The following is a 21,014-nucleotide window of genomic DNA, read 5'->3' on the forward strand; positions in this document are numbered from 1 at the left end:
AGTTTGAATGATTGTCGGATGGTCAGCTCAGCACGCCGCCGCAGCTGGAGCCCTGGCCGGCAGTGCAGGCAAAGCAATGATCACGGGTCGCAATCGGCAGACCTTCGAGCGTCTGGGTCGCCAGCTGCCGCAGGTGAGGGCGGTCCTTGGCGATGATCGGCATGTCCAGATCGAGCATCTGGTTAAAGTCGCAATCGTACAAATGGCCGCGCCAATCGACGCTGATGGTATTGCGGCACATCAGCCCCGGCAGGTTCGCTTCGCTGAAGTTGTCACGCAGTAGCTGCATGTAATCGTTGAACTGCCCGCGACTGGCCAGGGTGCTGCCAAAGCGCGCGATGGGCTGGTTGGTGATGGTGAAGAGCTGGCTGAACACAATGCCGAAGTCTTCCAGCAGGTGCGCCTTGTAATCGGCCTGCAATGCGGCCTGCGGTGGCGGCAAGTTGGGGCCCTGCGGGTTATAGACCAAGTTCAGCTCCAGGCCACTGCCCGGCACGCCATAACCCAAGCGGTTTAACTGCAATAACCCCTGAATGCTGCGTTCGAACACACCATCGCCACGCTGCTGGTCGACGTTGTCGCGCGAGTAGCAGGGCAGGGAGGCGGATACCTGCACGCTGTTCTCGGCCAGAAACTCGGCCAGATACTCGTAACCCGGCTCGCTGAGAATGGTCAGATTGCAGCGGTCGATAACCTTAATACCCTCGGCGCGCGCGTGACGCACTATGTCACGAAAGCGCGGGTGCATTTCCGGCGCGCCGCCGGTAAGGTCGAGCGTGGTGACGGAGTGAGCGTCCAGCACCTGATAGAGATCAGCAATCACCTCGTCGCTCATGCCTTCGGTGCGGGTTGGCCCGGCGTTGACATGGCAGTGCAGGCAGCGCTGATTGCACTGGTAGGTCAGGTTGATCTGCAGGGTGTCCAACGCGCGCCGATGGATAGGCGGAAAGTCCAGTCGGTTCAGTAACGGCAGGGTGTCCAGCACGAAGGGCTCCTCATCAGAGAGTACTTACAGAATAGAGCATGCATGACCGGCTTTGTTACAGCCTGGGTCGATGTTTTCATAGTGCGGGCACCATTGCGAGCTAGCTATGTCACAAGTGCTATCGCCGAGCACACACGGCTGATGGTCGAATCTATTCTTTGCTGCAGGAGATGCGTTATGAAAGGCCTTTGGATTGCTGCTGGTGCAGTACTGTTCAGTTGCTCCGCATTGGCGCTGGAGGCCGTGTCGCCGCCGCAGATAAGTCAGGTGCAACAGCAGGCTTTGCGCGACGCGGTGGGCAGTACTTCGCGGGGTATAAACAATGTGATGCGCGACGCCTATCGTAACCCCGAGCGCACGTTGGCGTTCTTCGGTGTCACGCCCGAGCAGACGGTCATTGAGATCTGGCCTGGCAGCGGCTGGTACAGCGAAATCCTGGCGCCGCTGTTGCGCGATGACGGCAAGTTGATCGCGGCGCACTTTGATGCCGAGTCTGACGTTGGCTTTTATCGCCGCTCCCGTGCCGAGTATGAGCAAAAGATGGCCGATGCGCCGGACATCTACGACAAGGTGGAACTGACTACGCTGAATTATGATCCGCAGTTGCCCATTGCTGAACCGGGCTCAGCCGACCGCGTGCTCACCTTCCGCAACGTGCACAACTGGTTGTCGGCGGGAGAAGAACAGGCGGCGCAGGTGTTTGATAAGTTCTACGCGGCGCTCAAGCCGGGTGGCATGCTGGGCGTGGTCGAGCATCAGGCCCGCGCCGGCACCAGCCTGGAAGACATGATCAAGACCGGCTATGTGACGGAAACCAAGGTGCGTGAGCTGGCCGAGGCGGCGGGCTTCAAGCTGGTATCGGTCAGCCCGGTCAATCAGAACGTGCAGGACTCGACCGATCACCCCGAGGGCGTCTGGACGTTGCCGCCCACGCTGCGTTTGGGCGACGAGGACAGAGCGCGTTATCTGGCCATCGGTGAGAGTGATCGCATGACGCTGCTGTTCATCAAACCGGAGTGATACTGCTGCGCTCAGCCGGGAGATGGACTCTTCTTGCTGAGCTGACGGCGATAGGCAGTCGGGCTCATATCGGTCCAGCGGCGGAAAGCACGGGTGAAGCTGCTGGGATCCAAAAAGCCTAACTCATAGGCAATGCTGGTCAGCGAGAGTTGCCCGTCTGCAATCATCCGCAGCGCCGCTTCCCGGCGTACCTCATCGGCCAGCTGCTCATAGGATGTTCCCTCTTGGCTGAGCTTGCGGCGCAGATGTCGCTGACTGATGTTCATTGGCCCGGCCACCCGTTCCGCACTGATATCACCTGAGCCGAGCAGCAGGTGAATGCGCCGTTTGACCTGTTCGGACAGGGCGCAGCTGGGCAGCGTCGACAACATGTGTTGCAGTATCTCGGTCAGTTTGGGCAGCAACAAGCTGGATGCCGTCGGCAGCGTTTTGGTCAGCAGCGTACGCCTGAGCGACAACTTATAGTGGTCGGCAAAGCTGACAACCTGATTCTTCAACAGCTGTCGGCAACTGTGTTCATGCAACAGATGATGGTCTGCCAACTGAATGCCGTACAGCAGCCCCTCACCGTCCAGATCGATCCGGGTGAAGTAGCGCGCCAGGTAACCGGCGATGGACGCCATGTGCTGGGGGTGGGTCTCTCCGATAGGGCGCAGCAACAGCTGTACTGTGTCCTCCTGCATTTCTATCTTCAGCGTCAATTGCGTGCTGACGATGGGAAAATAGCGAGTGAGGAGGTTGAGTGCATCTTCAATGGTCGGCGAGGCCGAGGCGGCCAGCGCCAAGGTGTTGAACGCCGTCGGGCTGAAGACGCGGTGCATGCGCAGCCCCAGCAACGGATCGTCGGCGATGCGCGTTGCTTCATTCCAGATCAGCGAGCAAAACTGCTGATCAATAAAGCCTTCGGCTTCGAATTGCTCACTGAAAAGACAGCTACCGACGCTGGAGTGACGCAGCGACAGGTCGTATTGCTTGAGTGTCTGTTCCACTGCCGTAGCCCAGAACGCACTTTCACGCACGCGGTAGAAGGAGTGTGAACTCGACTGCTCGAACATCATCACCAGCCTGTTTTTCTTGTTTAGGCGACAAAAGCTGTGTTTGTCTTGTTGGCGGATTATAACGATAAAAAAAACGCGTAAAAGCCTGGAATGTTATTTCGCAGAGCAGAATGTTGTTACAAGTAATGTTGTTTGTGCTTGTAGCCCTCGGCTGGCGTCACCTGTGAGGCTGTCGAGCCGGCGGACCGGTGTTGTAAAGAAGTGTAATTAGGGGCTGTATGCCCTCTTTTGACGATGGAATTGCGCGTTCCAGAGGGCTTGATTTACTCTCCGGTGGCGGTGTTCAGTGAGTTTTACCGGGTGGCTGACAGTCACCCAGATGGGCGGTCTCTTACTACATCTATAGCGGCAATTCAGTTGATGAATGTCCTTTTGGGACAAATAAATTGGCCGATGCGGGCAGGTTATTTGTGCTGGCCTCGTGACAGACTGCGTTTGTCCTGAACGTGTCCCTTAGATACACAGGTTCATGTCACCCAAACGGAGCAGCACAATGACAAAAAAAATGCATGCCTGGTCTCTCGCCGCATTGCCTCTGGCAATTGGCTTGGCCAGCTTTTCTGGATCTGCTAACGCAGTCAGCTTCAATCTTGGCGAAGTAGAAGGTCAGCTGGACTCCCAGCTTTCCATCGGCGCCAGCATGTCCACTCAAAACGCGGATAAGCGTTTTGTATCTCTTTCCAATGGTGGCGAAGCCGCTGCGCGTACCTCTGACGATGGTCGTCTGAATTACGAAGCTGGCGATGTTTTCTCCAAGATTTTCCGCGGTGTACATGACCTGGAACTACGCTACGGCGATTCGGGTGCTTTTGTGCGCGGCAAGTACTGGTACGACTTTGAAACCAAAGACGGTAGCCAGCGTTTCTACGATATTGACGATTCTGGTCGCTCACCACTGGTGAAAGGTGCGGGTGTAGCCCTGCTGGATGCTTTCGTTTATCACAACTACTTCATTGGCAACAATCCGGGCAACGTTCGCCTGGGCCGTCAGGTTATAAGCTGGGGTGAGTCCACTTTCATCCAGAACTCCATCAACTCAATCAATCCGATCGATGTCGCTGCGCTTCGTCGCCCGGGCGCTGAGTTGAAAGAGGGCCTGTTGCCGGTTGAAATGCTTTATTTGTCTCAGGGCTTGACCGAGAACCTGAGTATGGAAGCTTTCTATCAGTTGAAGTGGGCACCTTACGCAATCGATAACTGCGGTACCTTCTTCGGTTCAGACACGTTGGCGACAGGGTGTAATGACCGTCTTGTTGTTTCTGGTACTGATTACCCTCAAGGCGACCCGCGGCTGCAGAATGGCGCTTATGCTGCTCTGGGTGGTTCTAGCTATATCGTGCGGGCGAGGAAAGACAAAGACGCAAGAGACGATGGCCAGTTTGGTGCCGCGTTCCGTTACTTTGCTCCTGAACTGAATGACTCCGAGTTCGGCTTTTATTTCATGAACTACCATAGCCGTTCGCCTTATTATTCAAACGTCGCGGGACGTTTGGCAGGCCCGGCAGCGCTGGTTCAGGCGAACGCCTTACCAGGCGCTATTCTTGGCATTCCAGGCATGATCGACACGGTGACTGGTGTTGATGGTGTAGAGGGGCCGGCTGGTTACTTTTTTGAATACCCGGAAGATATTCGCCTGTACGGCATGAGCTTCCAAACTATGGCGGGCAGTGCTTCGGTCGCGGGTGAAATCAGTTATCGCCCGAATATGCCGATGCAGATCAATACCGGCGATATGAGTCGTACCGCGCTGGTTGCTGCGGGAGTTCCTGTTCCTGGCGTTGGTAACATTACAGTGCCTGGTAGTGATAATACGCACCGTGGCCTTGCGGGCACTCTTCAACCAGGTGACTACATCCAAGGGTATGAGCGTAAAGAGTTCTACCAAGCGCAAGTCACCGTCATCAACTTCTTTGATCGTGTAATGGGTGCCAGTCGCCTGGCGTTGGTAGGCGAAGCCGGTGTCAATTACATCGGTGGGTTGGGTGACGTCAAATTTGGTCGTGATTCGCTGTTTGGCCAGAGCCCGTATGTAGACGGCGATGGCGCTGTTGCTGGTACTTGTGCATCCAATGAAGGTACCGCTGCCGCTGACCGTTCTCCGAACGCAGCTAGCTGGTGTGAGAATGATGGTTTCTACACCGACTGGTCCTACGGCTACCGCCTCCGCGCGTCGCTGGATTACAGCAACGTGTTCGCCGGTATCAACCTGAGCCCGAACCTAGCCTGGACGCACGACGTTGAAGGTTATGGCCCGAACTTCACTGAAGATGCGAAGTCTATCAGCGTCGGTCTGAATGCTGATTATGGTAACAAGTATGCCGCGAGCTTGAGCTACACCGATTTCTTCGATGGTAAGTACAACACCAGCGTTGACCGCGACTTCTTGTCAGCCAGCTTCAGCGTAAGCTTCTAAGACCGACCACAGGAGAAAGAATAAGATGCGTATGCAAAAAACTCTGTTGGGCGCAGGCGGTTTGGCTCTGAGCCTGCTGGCGACTGGGGTTATGGCGCAAAGCCTGACCCAGTCCGAGATTGATTCACTGGGCACGTCACTGACCCCGATCGGTGCTGAAAAGGCTGGTAACGCCGCAGGCACCATCCCTGAGTGGACTGGTGGTCTGGGTACTGACGCCGGCAAGGAGTTGGCTAACAACTTCCTGGAAAACCCTTTTGCTGGTGATAAGCCCGAGTTCGTCATCACGGCGCAGAACTACCAGCAGTACAAGGACAACCTGACCCCTGGCCAGGTTGCGATGTTCGAGCGCTACCCGGAAACCTTCAAAATGCCGGTCTACAAGACCGAGCGGACTATTGGCTACCCGCAGTCCGTCTATGATCAGGTCAAGCGGACTGCTGGTCAGGCCAAGCTGGTTAACGGCGGTGACGGTATTTCCAACTTCTCGCACGGTACCTTCGCCTTCCCGGTGCCTAAGTCTGGCGCTGAGGTGGTGTGGAACCACAACACCCGCTACCGCGTGAACATCAAGCGTTGGTACATGCAGGCGATGCCGCAAACCAACGGTTCCTTTACGCTGATCAAGCTGGAAGAAGAGGTGGGTTATCCGCAGTTGATGGATGACGTTGACGCATCCACCATGCCGAACACCCTGTTGTTCTTCAAGCAACGCGTGAATGCGCCAGCGCGTCTGGCGGGTAACGTACTGTTGGTACACGATACGCTGGATCAGCTGAAAGAGCCGCGCATGGCGTGGGTTTACAACGCTGGTCAGCGTCGCGTGCGTCGTGCACCTCAGGTTGCCTATGACGGCCCAGGTACTGCGTCTGACGGCATGCGTACGTCGGATAACTTCGCTATGTATAACGGTGCGCCTGACCGTTACAACTGGAAGCTGGTTGGCAAGAAGGAAGTCTACATTCCTTACAACAGCGGCAAGTTGACCGAGCCTGGCGTCAAGTACGAAGACGTACTGCAAGCTGGTCACATCAACCCAGACTACACTCGCTTCGAGCTGCACCGTGTGTGGGAAGTGCAGGGTAACGTCAAGGAAGGTCAGCGTCACATTTACGCGCAGCGTAACTTCTTTGTTGACGAAGACTCCTGGCTGATCACCCTGGCCGATCATTACGACGGTCGTGGCACCCTGTGGCGTGTTGGCGAAGGTCACGTTGGTTTCAACTATAAGGAAAAGCTCCCGGGCTATTCCATCGAAACTCTGTATGACCTGTTGGCGGGTCGTTACATTGCGCTGGGCATGTACTCGGAGGAAGCCTCTGCTCCGCAGTATGACTTCCAGCCGAACTACAACCAGTTTACTCCGGCGGCCCTGCGTTCTTCAGGTATCCGTTAAGGTGTAGTCAGGTGTAAGCAGTAGCTGTAAGAAAAGGGAGCCTGATGGCTCCCTTTTTGCGTTAGGTCGTTTCGTCCTAGGTAGGGCCAATTTCCCTTGTGAGGTCAGTTCATCCCCGTGCTGGAGGCAGGCCTGCGGGCTGCATGATGAAAAAAGGGCGCTTTCGCGCCCTTGGATTACTGATATGAACTGTGGCGTTGATTCAGGACGGGACGGCCGCCTGATTGTATTGGCTGCGGAACGAAGTGGGGCTAACCCCGGTCCAGCGGCGGAACGCGCGGGTGAAGCTGCTGGGGTCGAGAAACCCGAGTTCAAAGGCAATCCGCCCGAGATTCAGTTTGCCTTCCTTTATAAGACGAACCGCCAGTTCCATACGCACCTCATCCAGCAGCTTCTCATAGGTGGTCTGGGTTTCGCTGAGTTTGCGGCGAAGATGCCGCGGGCTCATGTTGAATGGCGTGGAGACGAGCTCCTCGGAGACGGTTCGTTCCGAAACCAGTACCCGAATCCGCTGCTTCACCTGTTCGGCAAAATCCACGTTAGGTAAATCGCTGAGCATGTCTTCCAGCGAGTTATCCAGCCTTTTACGCAGAAAAGCATCGGCGTTGGGCAGGCGCGAGCTCAGGAAGCGACGGTTGATGCGCACCGATTGTCTTTTTGCGCCGAGCCGCACGCGTCCACCCAGAATGGCTTCGCAGGCTGTGCGACTTTTGTCGTGCTCGCCCGTGAGGCGTGTCTCCAGCATGAGCCCAGCCTTGCCAATCCCCAGCGCATCCCAAATGCGATTGCACTGACTCATCAAAGCTTCCATGTGCATCGGGTGGGGCGCGCCCTTGGGCTGAAAGTAGAGCGTCAGATACTGGTCATCTTCAACCGAGTACAGCTGTACCTGAGTGCTGAATACCGGCATGAAGCGAATGACACGTTGAATCGCGTCGCCCAGCGTTTCGCTGGAGGCTGCGGCCAGACACAGCAGTGATAGCGTATTGCTCTGGTGCCGTTGACCCATGCGTAGGCCAAAACACTCATCCTGCGACAGACGTGCTGCAGCGTGCCAGAGACGGTTGATGTCGGTCTGACTGATGTGCGTCAGGCTGAGGTCAGCTTGCTTGCAATGGGGGCGCAAGTCAGCTGGGAGGTCCTTGATGCTCTTGTCGTACTCTTCAAGGCATTGTGCAATACCCTGTGCCCACAGAGCGCGCTCATGCACGCGCTCGGACGGTAGCGGATGGAGTTCCGGATTCATAAGCAGAAGACGTCTCGAATTTTATTATTGTGATTGGATACATCTTTATCCTGTCGCAACAATAGAGGAACGCAGGGGATTGTGCAAAATTTTGCAACGGATAATTGCACGCCAAAACCCAAGGGTATTCATTGCATGAATGTCCTTACCGGCCAAAAAACTCGTCCTAATCGGCCAATTCGGTTTTTTATCTCGTGACAGACTTGTCCTCGGTGCTAGAGGCCTCCCAGTCGTCTGGCGCCCATGATTCATTCTAACGGAGCAGCACAATGACAAAAAAAATGCATGCTTGGTCGCTCGCCGCTTTGCCTCTGGCAATCGGGCTGGCCAGTTTCTCTGGGTCGGCGGGTGCGGTCACTTTCAATATCGGTGATGTAAACGCTCAACTTGACTCGCAGCTCTCGCTCGGAATTAGCGCTGCAGCGTCAGATGCGGATCGTCGTTTTGTAGATTATCGGACTACTGACAATGGGTTGCCTACCGGTAATAACTTGGGAGGGCAAGCGGTAGCGCGGACGTCAGATGATGGGCGCCTAAATTACTCTGAAAAGGGTGATGTGTTTTCCAAGATTTTCCGTGGCGTTCATGATCTTGAGCTTAGCTACGGTGATTCTGGTGCATTTTTCCGCGGTAAATACTGGTATGACTTTGAGACCAAAGATGGAAGTCCGGACTTCTATGATATTGATGACTCTGGTCGTGATCCGCTTGTAAAAGGCTCCGGTGTCGCGTTGCTCGATGCATTCGTTTACCACAATTATTTTATTGGCAACAATCCGGGTAATGTTCGTCTGGGTCGTCAGGTTGTTAGCTGGGGTGAATCCACTTTCATTCAGAACTCAATCAACTCGATCAACCCAGTCGACGTCGCTGCCTTACGTCGGCCAGGTGCTGAAATCAAGGAAGGTTTGTTGCCGGTGGAGATGCTCTATCTGTCCCAGGGGCTTACCGAGAATTTAAGCATGGAGGCTTTTTACCAGCTTAAATGGCAGGAAACCGTTCTGGACAACTGCGGCACGTTTTTTGGTGCTGATACTTTGGCCACCGGCTGTAATGATCGTTTGATCGTTGCGGGTTTGGAATATGACCCAGGTAATCCAGTGCTGAGCCAAAACGATCTTGGGGCCTTGGGTTCAGTCGATTATATCGTTCGTGCCAGAAAAGATAAGCAAGCAAAAGATGAAGGGCAGTTCGGCGTTGCTTTTCGTTATTTCGCTCCAGAGTTGAATGATTCGGAGTTCGGCTTCTATGCGATGAACTATCACAGCCGCACGCCTATCTATTCCAACATTGCTGGGCGTGTTCTCGGACCAAATGCCGTCGGTGCTTTTGGTGGATTGCAAACGATTGAAGGCATCGACGGCGCAAGCGGACCGGCAGGTTATTTCTTTGAATACCCTGAAGACATCCGTCTCTATGGCTTGAGCTTCCAGACCAGTTTGGCTGGCGCTTCGATCGGTGGTGAGTTTAGCTATCGCCCGAATATGCCGCTGCAGATCAATACCGGTGACATGAGTCGAACTGCTCTGCTCGCAGCAGGCGTTCCTGTTGGTGGCGGCGTTTCTATAGCAATACCAGGCAGTGATAACACCCACCGAGGTCTTGAAGGCCAAGTGGAACCTGGCGATTATATCCAAGGTTACGAGCGTAAGGAGTTCTACCAGGCACAGGTAACTGTCATCAAGTTCTTTGACCGAGTCCTGGGAGCAAGTCGCTTGTCTCTGGTCGGCGAAGCCGGCGTTAACTACATCGGTGGCCTCGGCAATACCACCAAGTTTGGTCGTGACTCCCTGTTTGGTCAAAGTCCCTATGTCGAAGGTGATACTGGAGCAGAAGGCACCTGTGCCTCAGTCGACGCAGCTAGCGCGACTGGCCAGAACCGTGCTCTGAGCTGGTGTGAGAACGACGGTTTCATGACTAGTTGGTCTTCCGGTTATCGCGTTCGCGCCGGGCTGGATTACTCCAACGTCTTCGCTGGTATCAACCTGTCGCCTAACGTGACCTGGTCGCATGACGTTGACGGTTATGGCCCCAACTTCAGTGAAAACGCTAAGGCCATGAGCTTTGGTTTGAACGCCGACTATGCCAACAAGTACAACGCCTCTATCAGCTACACTGATTTCTTCGACGGCAAGTACAACACCAACGTCGACCGCGACTTCGTGTCGGCTAGCGTCAGCGTAAGCTTCTAAGACCGGGCTATTAAGGAGAAAAAATAATATGCGTATGCAAAAAACTCTGTTGGGCGCGGGCGGTTTGGCTCTGAGCCTTTTGGCTTCAGGTGTCATGGCCCAGAGCCTGACCCAGGCGCAGATCGACCAGCTGGGCAATTCGCTCACGCCGATCGGTGCCGAGAAAGCCGGTAATGCGGCTGGCACCATCCCCGAGTGGACCGGTGGTCTGCCCACCAACGCTGGCAAGGCGTTGGGCGACAACTTCTACGAAGACCCCTTCAAGGGCCAACAGCCCGAGATGGTGATCACTGCGCAGAACTATCAGCAGTACAAAGAGAACCTGACGCCCGGCCAGGTCGCCATGTTCGAGCGTTATCCGGAAACCTTCAAGATGCCGGTCTATAAGACCGAGCGGACAGTTGGCTACCCACAGTCAGTGTACGACCAGGTCAAGCAGACTGCTGGCCAGGCCAAGCTGGTTAACGGTGGCGACGGTATTTCCAACTTCTCGCACGGCACCTTTGCCTTCCCGGTTCCACAATCGGGCGTGGAAGTGATCTGGAACCACAACACCCGTTATCGTCTGAACGTGCAGCGTCTTTACATGCAGGCCATGCCGCAAACCAACGGTTCTTTCACGCTGATCAAGCTGGAAGAAGAAGTGGGTTACCCACAGCAGATGTCCGACGTGGATGAGTCCACCATGCCGAACACCCTGCTGTTCTTCAAACAGCGCGTGAATGCGCCAGCCCGTCTGGCCGGTAACGTACTGTTGGTGCACGATACCCTGGATCAGTTGAAAGAGCCGCGCATGGCGTGGGTTTACAACGCCGGCCAGCGTCGTGTGCGCCGTGCACCTCAGGTAGCGTATGACGGCCCAGGTACCGCGTCTGACGGTATGCGTACGTCCGATAACTTCGCCATGTACAACGGTGCACCTGACCGTTACAACTGGAAGCTGGTTGGTAAAAAGGAAATCTACGTTCCTTACAACAGCGGCAAGTTGACCGACCGTGGCGTGAAGTACGAAGACGTTCTCCAGGCGGGTCACATCAACCCGGACTACACCCGCTTCGAGCTGCACCGTGTGTGGGAAGTCCAGGGTAATGTCAAGGAAGGTCAGCGTCACATTTACGCTCAGCGTAACTTCTTCGTTGACGAAGATTCCTGGATGATCAACCTGGCTGACCATTACGACGGTCGTGGCACCCTGTGGCGTGTAGGCGAAGGCCATATCGGCTTCAACTATGCCAACAAGATTCCGGGCTACTCTATCGAGACCCTGTATGACCTGTTGGCTGGCCGTTACATCGCACTGGGTATGTTCACTGAAGAGGCTTATGCGCCTAACTTCGATTACGATCCGAACTACAACCAGTTCACCCCGGCAGCCCTGCGCTCCTCGGGTATCCGTTAAGCTGTAATGCTGCTTTAGTAAGAAGTTTGGGTTTTTAAGGGGTATCTTCGGATACCCCTTTTTTTATCTGCGATTTTCCTTCCACGTGGCTTTCAGCCAGCGCAGGACCATACATCTGTTAGACTGTGGGCATTGTCGAACCGACCTTGATACCGACCTGCCAGAGTGATGCCCTTGTTCAGCCAATCAGACAGCCAACCCATGTTTAACCAACTTAACCTGCACGAACGCCTGCTCAAGGCGCTTGAAGCACTGTCCTTCGAGCAGCCAACCGAGGTGCAGAGTGCAACCATCCCTGCTGCCATCGCCGGCAAGGATCTTTACGTCATTGCCCAGACAGGCAGTGGCAAGACGGCGGCTTTTGTATTGCCGCTATTGCAGCGCTTGCTGCAGGATGAGTCAAAGCCGTTGGCGCCGCGTGGTTTTATTCTTGTGCCGACCCGGGAACTGGCACGTCAGGTGGTAAAGGATATTGCCAGTCTGGCTCAGTTCACCTTTCTCAAGGCGGAGTTGGTGACCGGTGGCGAAGACTTCAAGGTTCAGGCCGCGCGTCTGCGCAAGAATCCGGATATTGTGGTCGCCACGCCAGGGCGCGCCCTGGAGCAGTTAGCTGCCGGCAATCTTGAGTTGGGCAGTGTGCAGACACTGGTGCTGGATGAAGCGGATCGCATGTTGGACATGGGGTTCAGTGAGGACGTCACCAAATTGGCAGAGGCCTGCCCGCAGCCACGGCAGACGGCGCTGTTCTCGGCCACTAAGGGTAATCGCGGCCTACAGCGGATGATCGACTCGGTACTCCACGAACCGGATATTCTCGAGTTGACCAGTGTGCGCGACGACACGCCGGCTATCGCTCAGCAGGTCATACCGGCAGACGACAACCCTCACAAGGAAGCCATGCTCAAGTGGTTGCTGGTCAATGAAGGGGAGGGCAAGACCATCGTCTTCACCAACACCCGGGTCGCGGCCGATCGGTTGAATGGTGTGCTGCGGGCGATGGAGCTGCGGGTTTACGTGTTGCACGGCGAGAAGGATCAGAAGGAGCGCAATCTTGCCGTCGAGCGTTTCAAGCAGGGGCAGAGCGGCGTGCTGGTGGCGACCGACGTGGCCGCTCGCGGGCTGGATATTGCCGAGCTGGACAGGGTGATCAACTTCGATATGCCGCGCAGTGGTGATGACTACCTGCACCGCGTCGGCCGTACCGGACGCGCCGGAGCCAGCGGCCTGGCGATCTCGCTGATCAGTCCGCACGAGTGGAATCTGATGTCGAGCATCGAGCGCTACCTGCGACGTCAGTTCGAGCGGCGCATCCTCAAGGAAGTGCCTGGCAGCTTCAAGGGACCTAAGAAGGTCAAGTCGTCCGGCAAGCCGGTGGGAGCCAAGAAGAAAAAGGACGACAAGAAAAAGTCGGCACCCAAGTCGAAAAAGCCCAGGGCGGGCAAGCGTCCTTCACGGCCACCACAGGGTCAGGTCGTTACCAGCTCCGATGGGTTGGCGCCACCGAAGCGCAAATAAGGCGAGGAAGCTGATGCTTGGCAGCCACGGGTTGTCAAGCATCAGCGTGATCGGCTAGAGTCGTTAACAGTTCAACGGAGAGTCACATGTCTGCCAAATCTGCACATCGCACTGCATCTGCCAACGCATCTTGCGTTGCCTTGCTGCGCGCGCTGCCGGCAGTCGTGTTGAACGCGTTTTATTTTGGGTATTGGTTTAGCCGTAGGCGCGCCTGATACCCCACAGGCGCCCTGACTCAACGGGACGCCACCAGCAACATGCAAAACCCCGGTCGGCTTCCCGCCCGGGGTTTTTTATTGGGTTTTATTCAGACTTCGATGAGGGTTTACGGATGCAGACTTACCGCACTTGTTCACGATTTACTTTCTGCTGCTGGACAGGCGGCAGCGCAACTTCAGGCCATTGCACCGGTAATCAACGAACACCCAGATAGCGTCGGCGCGGTTTACCGCCCGACTGAGGAAAGCATCAAATGAACGCCACTGTTTCTGCTCTTTGTACCCCAACACCCACTGCGGCCACCCGTAGCGCGCAGCCATTACCCACACCGGCACAACTGCGGGCCAGATTGCCCCTGAGCCTTGGAGCTGCTGCCAGTGTGCAACGCGGCCGCGAGGCTGTCCGCGCGATCATGCGCGGTGATGACCCCAGACTGCTGGTCATTGCCGGCCCCTGCTCCCTGCATGATTCGGATGCTGCGCTGGATTACGCGCAGCGGCTGGCGGAACTGGCCCCGCAGGTCAGCGATCAGGTGCTGCTGGTGATGCGCGCCTACGTCGAAAAGCCGCGCACCACGATCGGCTGGAAAGGTCTGGTCTATGACCCGCAGCTTGATGGTAGTAGTGATATGGCGGGCGGCCTGGCAATGGCGCGTCGTTTGCTGCTGGATATCGCCGAGCTGGGGTTGCCGTTGGCTACCGAGTTATTGCAGCCGCTGGCTGCCGGCTACCTCGATGACCTGCTGAGTTGGGCGGCTATTGGTGCGCGTACCAGTGAATCGCAGATTCACCGGGAAATGGTCAGTGGTCTTGATCTGCCAGTGGGGTTCAAGAACGGTACCGACGGGAGCGTGGCTATCGCCTGCGACGCCATGCGTTCGGCGGCGCACCCGCATCAGCATTTCGGCATGGACGAGCAAGGGCGTGCGGCCATGGTGCAGACGCGGGGTAACCCGGACACCCATCTGGTGCTGCGGGGTGGGCACAGTGGCCCGAATTACCAGCCCGAAGCAGTGGCGGCCGCCTGTGCGGCGCTCGAGGCGCAGAGCATTAGACCCAATCTCATTGTCGACTGCAGCCATGCCAATAGCGGAAAAGATCCCGCGCGGCAGCCACAGGTGCTGGAGTCGGTTATTGCACAGCGCCTGGCGGGGCAAACTCACCTGCGCGGCGTGATGCTGGAGAGTCATTTGTTCGATGGTTGCCAGCCCCTGAGGGCGCCGCTGCAGTATGGCGTCTCGGTTACTGATGCCTGTCTTGGTTGGGAGGGCACTTCCCAGGCGCTGCTGCGGGCAGCGGACGCCTTGCGCAGTTGACGGAGCGATTGTGCTTGGCTGCCTTAAGCGGCAGCCGGGTATTAAGCGAGACGATCCGTGCCGCGGGCGAAACTGAAGGCGAATAGCGCGAGCAATGAGAAGGTCGCCAGCGTGAGGCCAAGCGTTGCTGTGGCCGCTAACGGCAATGCGCTGGTGAGCCAGGTGCCCAGCGCGGCACAGCTCATTTGCAGAAAGCCGAGCAGGGCAGAGGCGGCGCCGGCCTGCTGGCCGAAGGGTTGCAACGTCAGCGCCGTACCTAGGGGGTTGACGATTCCCATGCCGGCGAGAAACAGGGTGAGCGCCAGGGTAAACAGCACTAAGTTGTGTTGGCTCTGCACTAGGTACACGGCGGTACCGCCAAGCAGAGCGAGCAGGATGCCCCCGGTCGTTACGCGGGCAGCGCCCCAGCGTTGGGCCAGCTTTGGCGCCATCAAGCCCGAGGCAAACACCACTATTACCGTACCCGCGAATAACAGTCCGAGCTCAAAGGAGCTCAAGCCCATGCCGACCATCAGTACTGCCGGAGCGGCGCCAAAGAAGGCGTAGAGTGCGCCGACAATCAGACTGACTGCCAGCGCCGGGCGAGCAAAGCGTGCGTCGTTCAGCAACGCCACATACTGGCCGAGTATGGCCGTCGCGGACACTGATTGCCGCCGTTCAAGCGCGTGAGTTTCACCGATACGGCTGGCGTAGGCGAACGCTGCAATAATGCCCAGCCCGCCAACAATGCCAAAGGTCGCGCGCCAGCCCAGCAGGCTATCAGACGCGCTACCCAGCAGCGGCGAGAATCCGGGGGCGGCGGCCATGGCGACCATGATCAGCGCCAGCGTGCGCGCAAGCGCTTCGCCTTCAAACAGGTCGCGGGCGATGGCGCGTGACAGCACCGAGGCTGCGCACACGCTCAGCGCCTGTACTACGCGGCCGGTCAGCAGGGTAGTGAGGTCATTTGCATAGGCACATAGCGCGCTACCGGCAGCAAATACCAGCAGGCCACCGATGACCAGTTTTTTGCGTCCCCAGCGATCCGACAGCGGGCCGACGACCAGTTGGCCAATGGCAAAGGCGACGAAGAAATAGGACAGCGTCAGCCCCATCTCGCGCGATGACATACCCAGATCTGCACCCATGGCCGGAAACGAGGGCAGAATGATGTTGGTCGACAGCGTACCCAGTGCCGCCAGGCTCGCCAATACGAGCAGTACCGCAGTACTCAGGCGCCGCTGTGCCTGTTCACCTGTGCTGACTGCCAACCCAGACGGCGTCGGCATGCTCATGGGGCTGTGCTCGCGGCAAGTTGCTGGCGCACATGGGTTACTGCACGCGCGATCACTTGGGCGTCGGTCAGCACCCGGCGATGTCCAAGCCCCTCCAGCATTACCAGCTCCGAACCGGGCCAGGCGCTATGCAGATCCTGCGAGGCGGCCGCTGGCACCACTTTGTCTTGCGGGTCATGCATGATCAGGCCACGATGGCGCAGGCCGCCGAGCAGGCTTTCCAGATCAACGGACCGTGTCGGCTGGCCTATGTACCGCTCTACCCAGCGCTGGAAGTCCTCGCTCTGAGCTGTATTCAATCCGTAGCCGTGGGCCTGTAGTTTGACCATCGCGGACAGCGAGCTAGGTCCGCACAGGTGCACGCTGGCTTTCACCTGCAGACCCTGATGAAAGGCAATCAGCGCGGCGGCAGAACCTATCGAGTGAGCGATCACGGCTTCAACATCGCCCAGCTCGCGGGTCAGCGACAACAACGCCTTGCTGGCGTGAACCACGCTACTGGTCTCGCCGCCGGAATCGCCATGTGCCGGCAGATCGAACAGGGTGACTGCAAAGCCGGCTCGCAGCAGGGGTTGCACGAAGGCTGCGAGGTGAGATCCTCGGCTGTCCCAGCCATGCACCAGAAGTACACGCGGGCCAGTACCCAGCGTCCACACTTGCATATCCTGATCTGCATGCCGGTGGGTACTGCGGCTGGCCTGATCCAATAAAGCCAGTTCTGCAGAGCTTGCGGCAATACGTTTGGGATGGCTGAAGGCGCGGCAAGCCTGTAGAAACGGCTCTTCGGACCTAAAAACTTGGGCGTTGGCTGAGGTGGGGCCGTTCATGGTCATTGCTCCCTGGTTGGTGGAAGGAGTTCTGGTGGCTGCGCTATGGCACGGCAGGTGCGACTCGACGCTTAATATGATGGATGTAATTATTAGATGTCAATCATAATTTAATGGCGGTTGTGTTTTTTGCCGCGGTTGTATAGATGAGTATTGGCAGTGTCGCGATGAATTCAGCTGGAGAGCCGACTTGCCGGCATGCACGCCTTCAGTCTGCCGATACGGCAGGGATACGACCTTGAGTTGACGCTCCTGTCGTTGTTTTGAACCCTGGCATTGCACCCAACTCCGCCAATCTCGTCCCTTTTTGTCACCCTTGGTAACCAGGCTGCGCCTATTTGATGCGCTGGCCGGAACACTCTGTGGCAAATTTCAGAAGAAAATGTCGCACTGATACAAGTTCATCTCCGCCTTAAATCGCCGACCGCTCTAGTCCGGGCGCTGGTATGGCGCTTGCATAAGTGCTTCGGACTGTCGATGCCCGCGCACGCGCTAAATGCGTGGTTTTGCCGTAAACGGCGTCGCAGAGGGCTGCGCTTTTTTTGGGGCGGTCAAAACGGAAGGTCGAGCGTAGTGCGTTCGACTATAGGCAAATTGCTATCAGTCTCGCGTCCGCTATAGTCAACAGGCAGGTCGACACCGTGACCTGCCGCTGGCTTGCCAACCCGCCCTCCATAAGAGTGGTCAGGGTCGGCGCGAGACTCCTACACAAAAATAGCAAACTGGAGATACAAATGAAGATGGTGAAATCCACCCTGGCAGTATTTACCACCGCCGCAGTATTGGGCGTCAGCAGTTTTGCGCAAGCAGGCGCCACGCTGGATGCAGTGCAAAAAAAGGGCTTTGTGCAATGCGGTATCAGTGACGGATTGCCCGGTTTCTCCTATGCCGATGACAAGGGCAACTACCTGGGCCTGGACGTGGATGTTTGCCGTGCGGTGGCTGCTGCGCTGTTTGGCGATGCGACCAAGGTCAAATACAGCCCGCTGACTGCCAAGGAGCGGTTCACCGCACTGCAATCCGGTGAAGTCGACATGCTGTCACGCAACACCACCTGGACCAGTTCGCGCGATGCCGGCCTGGGCCTGAACTTCGCTGGCGTTAACTATTACGACGGCCAGGGTTTTCTGGTCAACAAGAAGCTGGGTGTCAGCAGTGCCAAGGAGCTCGACGGCGCCACGGTCTGTATCCAGGCGGGTACCACGACCGAACTCAACCTGTCTGACTACTTCCGCGCGAATAATCTGAAATTCACCCCCATCACCTACGACACCTCGGATGAAAGCGCCAAGTCGCTGGAGTCGGGCCGTTGTGACGTGCTGACCTCTGACCAGTCGCAACTCTATGCGCAGCGTATCAAGCTGGGCGCGCCGGATGAGTACGTGGTGCTGCCTGAGGTGATCTCCAAGGAGCCGCTGGGTCCGGTCGTGCGTCAGGGCGATGACGAGTGGTTCAACATCGTACGCTGGTCGCTGTACGCCATGGTTAACGCCGAAGAGCTGGGTGTTACCTCGGCCAACGTGGAAGAGAAGAGCAAGACCACCGCTAACCCCGATGTAGCCAGGCTGCTCGGTGGGGAAGGCGAATACGGCAAGGATCTGAAGCTGCCCTCCGATTGGGCTGTACAGATCGTCAAGCAGGTGGGTAACTACGGTGAAAGCTTCGAGCGCAATGTCGGTGCCGGCAGTGAGCTGAAGATTGAACGTGGCCTCAATGCCCTGTGGAACCAAGGCGGACTCCAGTACGCACCACCGGTGCGCTGATATCTACCGCCACATCAGCCCGGCCCATTGGTCGGGCTGATGTCGTTCTGACAAGCAAGTCTTCGCTCGCCGTGCGAGCAGAGGATGCGAGAGGCTTATATGCAAAATGTTGCCAATGCGCCGCGACGCAGTGGGTCAGCCTGGACTGATCCGAAATGGCGGGCATTGATCTTTCAGCTGATTTCCATTGCAGCAGTAGTGGGGCTCGGCTGGTATCTGTTCGACAATACACAGACCAACCTTGAACAACGGGGTATCACCTCCGGGTTCGCCTTTCTCAATAACACCGCTGGTTTTGGTATAGCTCAGCATCTGATTGATTACACCCAGACCGACAGCTACGGTCGGGTTTTCTTCGTCGGGCTGCTCAATACCTTGCTGGTGTCCTTTATCGGCATCATTCTGGCTACGCTGGTTGGCTTTCTGCTGGGTGTGGCGCGTCTTTCACCCAACTGGCTGATTCGCCAGCTGGCGACGGTTTATATTGAAACCTTCCGCAATATCCCGCCGTTGCTGCAAATTCTGTTCTGGTACTTCGCGGTGATGCTGGCGTTGCCCGGACCGCGGCAGAGCCTGGGCGTGCTGGACAGTTTCTTTCTCAATAGCCGCGGCCTGTACATGCCGTCACCTGGTCTGTCCGAGACCTTCGGGCTGTTTTTTGCGGCACTGCTGGTGGCGATTGTTGCCTCGCTCTTGCTGGGGCGCTGGGCAAAGAAGCGCCGTGAAGCGACCGGGCAGCCTTTCCCGCTGCTGATTTCGGTACTGGCATTACTCTTGGTGATTCCCGGCCTGGCAGTGCTCATCGCCGGCAATCCACTGGTGTGGACAGTGCCTGAACTCAAGGGCTTCAACTTCACCGGCGGCTGGGTGCTGATACCCGAGCTGATGGCGCTGACCCTGGCCTTGAGTATCTACACCGCAGCCTTTATTGCCGAGATCGTGCGTGCAGGCATACAGTCGGTCAATCACGGCCAGACTGAAGCGGCGCACTCGCTGGGGCTCCCAGCGGGCAAGACGTTGCGCCTGGTGATCATTCCGCAGGCACTGCGCGTCATCATCCCGCCGCTGACCAGCCAGTACCTCAACCTGGCGAAGAACTCGTCGCTGGCAGCCGGTATTGGCTATCCGGATATGGTCTCGCTGTTTGCCGGCACGGTGCTCAACCAGACCGGGCAGGCGATCGAGGTCATTGCCATCACCATGAGCGTTTACCTGGCCATCAGCATCAGTATTTCGCTGTTCATGAACTGGTACAACGGGCGCATAGCGCTGATTGAGCGCTGAGGAGCCCCCATGCAGACACATACTTTCAAACCGGATATGCCGCCGCCAAAGCAGAACATCGGCGTGCTGGCCTGGCTACGCGAGAACCTGTTTTCCGGCTGGTTCAATAGCCTGCTGACGCTGGTTGCCTTGTATTTGGTGTGGCTGATTGTGCCACCGCTGATCAGTTGGGCCTTTATCCAGGCCGACTGGGTGGGCACCACCCGCGCCGATTGCACCAGCGAGGGCGCTTGTTGGGTGTTCATTCAGCAGCGCTTTGGCCAGTTCATGTACGGGTTCTATCCCACCGAGCTGCGCTGGCGGGTCAACCTCACGGTGATTCTGGCCGTGGTTGGCGCCGCGCCGCTGTTTATTGATGCCATGCGGCACAAGGCGCGTTACGGCATAGGTTTTCTGGTCGCTTATCCGCTGCTTGCCTACTGGCTGCTGCACGGTGGCTTCTTCGGGCTGGAAACCGTGCCGACCAGTCAATGGGGTGGTTTGACCCTGACCCTGGTGATTGCCGCCGTGGGCATTGCCGGAGCCTTGCCGCTGGGCATCATGCTGGCGCTAGGCCGGCGTTCCGATATGCCGGCCATTCGCGTTATCTGCGTCACCTTTATCGAGTTCTGGCGCGGCGTGCCTCTGATCACGGTGCTGTTCATGTCCTCGGTGATGCTGCCGCTGTTTCTGCCTGAGGGTATGAACTTCGACAAGCTGGTGCGGGCGCTGATTGGTGTCATCCTGTTCCAGTCGGCCTATGTTGCCGAGGTGGTGCGCGGCGGCCTGCAGGCGATTCCCAAGGGGCAGTACGAAGCTGCCGCGGCGATGGGCCTGGGCTACTGGCGCATGATGGGCCTGGTGATTCTGCCGCAGGCGCTGAAGCTGGTCATCCCCGGCATCGTCAATACCTTTATCGCGCTGTTCAAGGATACCAGCCTGGTAATCATCATCGGCCTGTTCGACCTGCTCAACAGCATCAAACAAGCGACCACCGACCCGGCCTGGCTAGGCATGGCGACCGAAGGCTATGTCTTTGCAGCGTTGGTGTTCTGGATTTTCTGTTTCGGCATGTCCCGCTACTCCATGCATCTGGAGCGCAAGCTGGATACCGGCCACAAGCGTTAGG

Annotated in this window: 16 protein-coding genes; 11 read left to right on the top strand and 5 right to left on the bottom strand. The window is 57.2% G+C overall.

The annotated features are described in order from the left end of the window. Positions 1-22: 22 nt before the first annotated feature. Positions 23-985: an arsenosugar biosynthesis radical SAM (seleno)protein ArsS gene (gene arsS, locus V7747_RS02600; protein ID WP_335614509.1), complete on the bottom strand. Its 963-nt coding sequence runs from the start codon at positions 983-985 to the stop codon at positions 23-25. A gap of 177 nt (positions 986-1,162) precedes the next feature. Here arsS and V7747_RS02605 point away from each other — a divergent pair, with 177 nt between their 5' ends. Beyond that, complete coding sequence (locus V7747_RS02605) at positions 1,163-2,005, top strand: class I SAM-dependent methyltransferase (protein WP_335614510.1); 843 nt, start codon at positions 1,163-1,165, stop codon at positions 2,003-2,005. An 11-nt stretch (positions 2,006-2,016) separates the two neighbouring features. Here V7747_RS02605 and V7747_RS02610 read toward each other — a convergent pair whose 3' ends face one another. Then, on the bottom strand, positions 2,017-3,063 hold the full coding sequence (locus V7747_RS02610; RefSeq protein WP_335614879.1) for a helix-turn-helix domain-containing protein: 1,047 nt from the start codon (positions 3,061-3,063) through the stop codon (positions 2,017-2,019). Between the two features lie 493 nt (positions 3,064-3,556). Here V7747_RS02610 and V7747_RS02615 point away from each other — a divergent pair, with 493 nt between their 5' ends. Then, positions 3,557-5,476 carry a DUF1302 domain-containing protein gene (locus V7747_RS02615; protein WP_335614511.1) on the top strand — a complete coding sequence of 640 codons (1,920 nt, stop codon included), beginning with the start codon at positions 3,557-3,559 and terminating at the stop codon, positions 5,474-5,476. Positions 5,477-5,507: 31 nt separating this feature from the next. Beyond that, a complete protein-coding gene (locus V7747_RS02620) occupies positions 5,508-6,872 on the top strand; it encodes a DUF1329 domain-containing protein (protein ID WP_335614880.1) in 1,365 nt (454 codons plus the stop codon). 202 nt (positions 6,873-7,074) lie between these two features. Here the strand turns inward: V7747_RS02620 and V7747_RS02625 are convergent, their stop codons facing one another. After that, a complete protein-coding gene (locus tag V7747_RS02625) occupies positions 7,075-8,118 on the bottom strand; it encodes an AraC family transcriptional regulator (RefSeq protein ID WP_335614512.1) in 1,044 nt (347 codons plus the stop codon). Positions 8,119-8,387: 269 nt separating this feature from the next. On the opposite strand from V7747_RS02625, the gene V7747_RS02630 reads away from it, so the two are divergent. The 4 genes from V7747_RS02630 (at position 8,388) to V7747_RS02645 (ending at position 14,758) form a co-directional block, all read left to right on the top strand. Next, positions 8,388-10,310, top strand: a complete 1,923-nt coding sequence (locus V7747_RS02630) for a DUF1302 domain-containing protein (RefSeq protein ID WP_335614513.1) — start codon at positions 8,388-8,390, stop codon at positions 10,308-10,310. A 34-nt stretch (positions 10,311-10,344) separates the two neighbouring features. Next, entirely contained in the window at positions 10,345-11,709 is a 1,365-nt protein-coding gene (locus tag V7747_RS02635; protein ID WP_335614881.1) for a DUF1329 domain-containing protein, read from the top strand. Between the two features lie 201 nt (positions 11,710-11,910). Further along, positions 11,911-13,224 carry a DEAD/DEAH box helicase gene (locus tag V7747_RS02640; RefSeq protein WP_335614514.1) on the top strand — a complete coding sequence of 438 codons (1,314 nt, stop codon included), beginning with the start codon at positions 11,911-11,913 and terminating at the stop codon, positions 13,222-13,224. Between the two features lie 472 nt (positions 13,225-13,696). Then, positions 13,697-14,758: a 3-deoxy-7-phosphoheptulonate synthase gene (locus V7747_RS02645; RefSeq protein WP_335614515.1), complete on the top strand. Its 1,062-nt coding sequence runs from the start codon at positions 13,697-13,699 to the stop codon at positions 14,756-14,758. 41 nt (positions 14,759-14,799) lie between these two features. Here V7747_RS02645 and V7747_RS02650 read toward each other — a convergent pair whose 3' ends face one another. Both V7747_RS02650 and V7747_RS02655 read right to left on the bottom strand, forming a co-directional pair. Beyond that, positions 14,800-16,032 carry a multidrug effflux MFS transporter gene (locus V7747_RS02650; RefSeq protein ID WP_335614516.1) on the bottom strand — a complete coding sequence of 411 codons (1,233 nt, stop codon included), beginning with the start codon at positions 16,030-16,032 and terminating at the stop codon, positions 14,800-14,802. After that, positions 16,029-16,859: an alpha/beta fold hydrolase gene (locus V7747_RS02655; RefSeq protein WP_335614517.1), complete on the bottom strand. Its 831-nt coding sequence runs from the start codon at positions 16,857-16,859 to the stop codon at positions 16,029-16,031. The genes V7747_RS02650 and V7747_RS02655 overlap by 4 nt, the downstream gene beginning before the upstream one ends. 198 nt (positions 16,860-17,057) lie before the next feature. Between V7747_RS02655 and V7747_RS18600 the strand changes: the two genes are divergently transcribed. From V7747_RS18600 to V7747_RS02670, 4 genes are all read left to right on the top strand, one after another. Then, a complete protein-coding gene (locus tag V7747_RS18600; RefSeq protein ID WP_442909179.1) occupies positions 17,058-17,126 on the top strand; it encodes an MHYT domain-containing protein in 69 nt (22 codons plus the stop codon). 467 nt (positions 17,127-17,593) lie between these two features. Then, complete coding sequence (locus V7747_RS02660) at positions 17,594-18,622, top strand: amino acid ABC transporter substrate-binding protein (protein ID WP_335614518.1); 1,029 nt, start codon at positions 17,594-17,596, stop codon at positions 18,620-18,622. A 99-nt stretch (positions 18,623-18,721) separates the two neighbouring features. Next, entirely contained in the window at positions 18,722-19,906 is a 1,185-nt protein-coding gene (locus V7747_RS02665; RefSeq protein WP_335614519.1) for an amino acid ABC transporter permease, read from the top strand. Between the two features lie 9 nt (positions 19,907-19,915). Next, a complete protein-coding gene (locus V7747_RS02670) occupies positions 19,916-21,013 on the top strand; it encodes an amino acid ABC transporter permease (protein ID WP_335614520.1) in 1,098 nt (365 codons plus the stop codon). The last annotated feature ends 1 nt before the right edge of the window (position 21,014 follow it).

Origin of the sequence: Halopseudomonas sp., assembly GCF_036960865.1 — a bacterium.
In the GTDB taxonomy this organism is placed as follows: Bacteria; Pseudomonadota; Gammaproteobacteria; order Pseudomonadales; family Pseudomonadaceae; genus Halopseudomonas.

Bases quoted from the DNA above. Each gene is read 5' to 3' on its own strand.
- V7747_RS02605 (WP_335614510.1), top strand. From the start codon at position 1,163: ATGAAAGGCCTTTGGATTGCTGCTGGTGCAGTACTGTTCAGTTGCTCC.
- V7747_RS02610 (WP_335614879.1), bottom strand. From the start codon at position 3,063: ATGATGTTCGAGCAGTCGAGTTCACACTCCTTCTACCGCGTGCGTGAA.
- V7747_RS02615 (WP_335614511.1), top strand. From the start codon at position 3,557: ATGACAAAAAAAATGCATGCCTGGTCTCTCGCCGCATTGCCTCTGGCA.
- V7747_RS02620 (WP_335614880.1), top strand. From the start codon at position 5,508: ATGCAAAAAACTCTGTTGGGCGCAGGCGGTTTGGCTCTGAGCCTGCTG.
- V7747_RS02625 (WP_335614512.1), bottom strand. From the start codon at position 8,118: ATGAATCCGGAACTCCATCCGCTACCGTCCGAGCGCGTGCATGAGCGC.
- V7747_RS02630 (WP_335614513.1), top strand. From the start codon at position 8,388: ATGACAAAAAAAATGCATGCTTGGTCGCTCGCCGCTTTGCCTCTGGCA.
- V7747_RS02635 (WP_335614881.1), top strand. From the start codon at position 10,345: ATGCAAAAAACTCTGTTGGGCGCGGGCGGTTTGGCTCTGAGCCTTTTG.
- V7747_RS02640 (WP_335614514.1), top strand. From the start codon at position 11,911: ATGTTTAACCAACTTAACCTGCACGAACGCCTGCTCAAGGCGCTTGAA.
- V7747_RS02645 (WP_335614515.1), top strand. From the start codon at position 13,697: ATGAACGCCACTGTTTCTGCTCTTTGTACCCCAACACCCACTGCGGCC.
- V7747_RS02650 (WP_335614516.1), bottom strand. From the start codon at position 16,032: ATGAGCATGCCGACGCCGTCTGGGTTGGCAGTCAGCACAGGTGAACAG.
- V7747_RS02655 (WP_335614517.1), bottom strand. From the start codon at position 16,859: ATGAACGGCCCCACCTCAGCCAACGCCCAAGTTTTTAGGTCCGAAGAG.
- V7747_RS02660 (WP_335614518.1), top strand. From the start codon at position 17,594: ATGAAGATGGTGAAATCCACCCTGGCAGTATTTACCACCGCCGCAGTA.
- V7747_RS02665 (WP_335614519.1), top strand. From the start codon at position 18,722: ATGCAAAATGTTGCCAATGCGCCGCGACGCAGTGGGTCAGCCTGGACT.
- V7747_RS02670 (WP_335614520.1), top strand. From the start codon at position 19,916: ATGCAGACACATACTTTCAAACCGGATATGCCGCCGCCAAAGCAGAAC.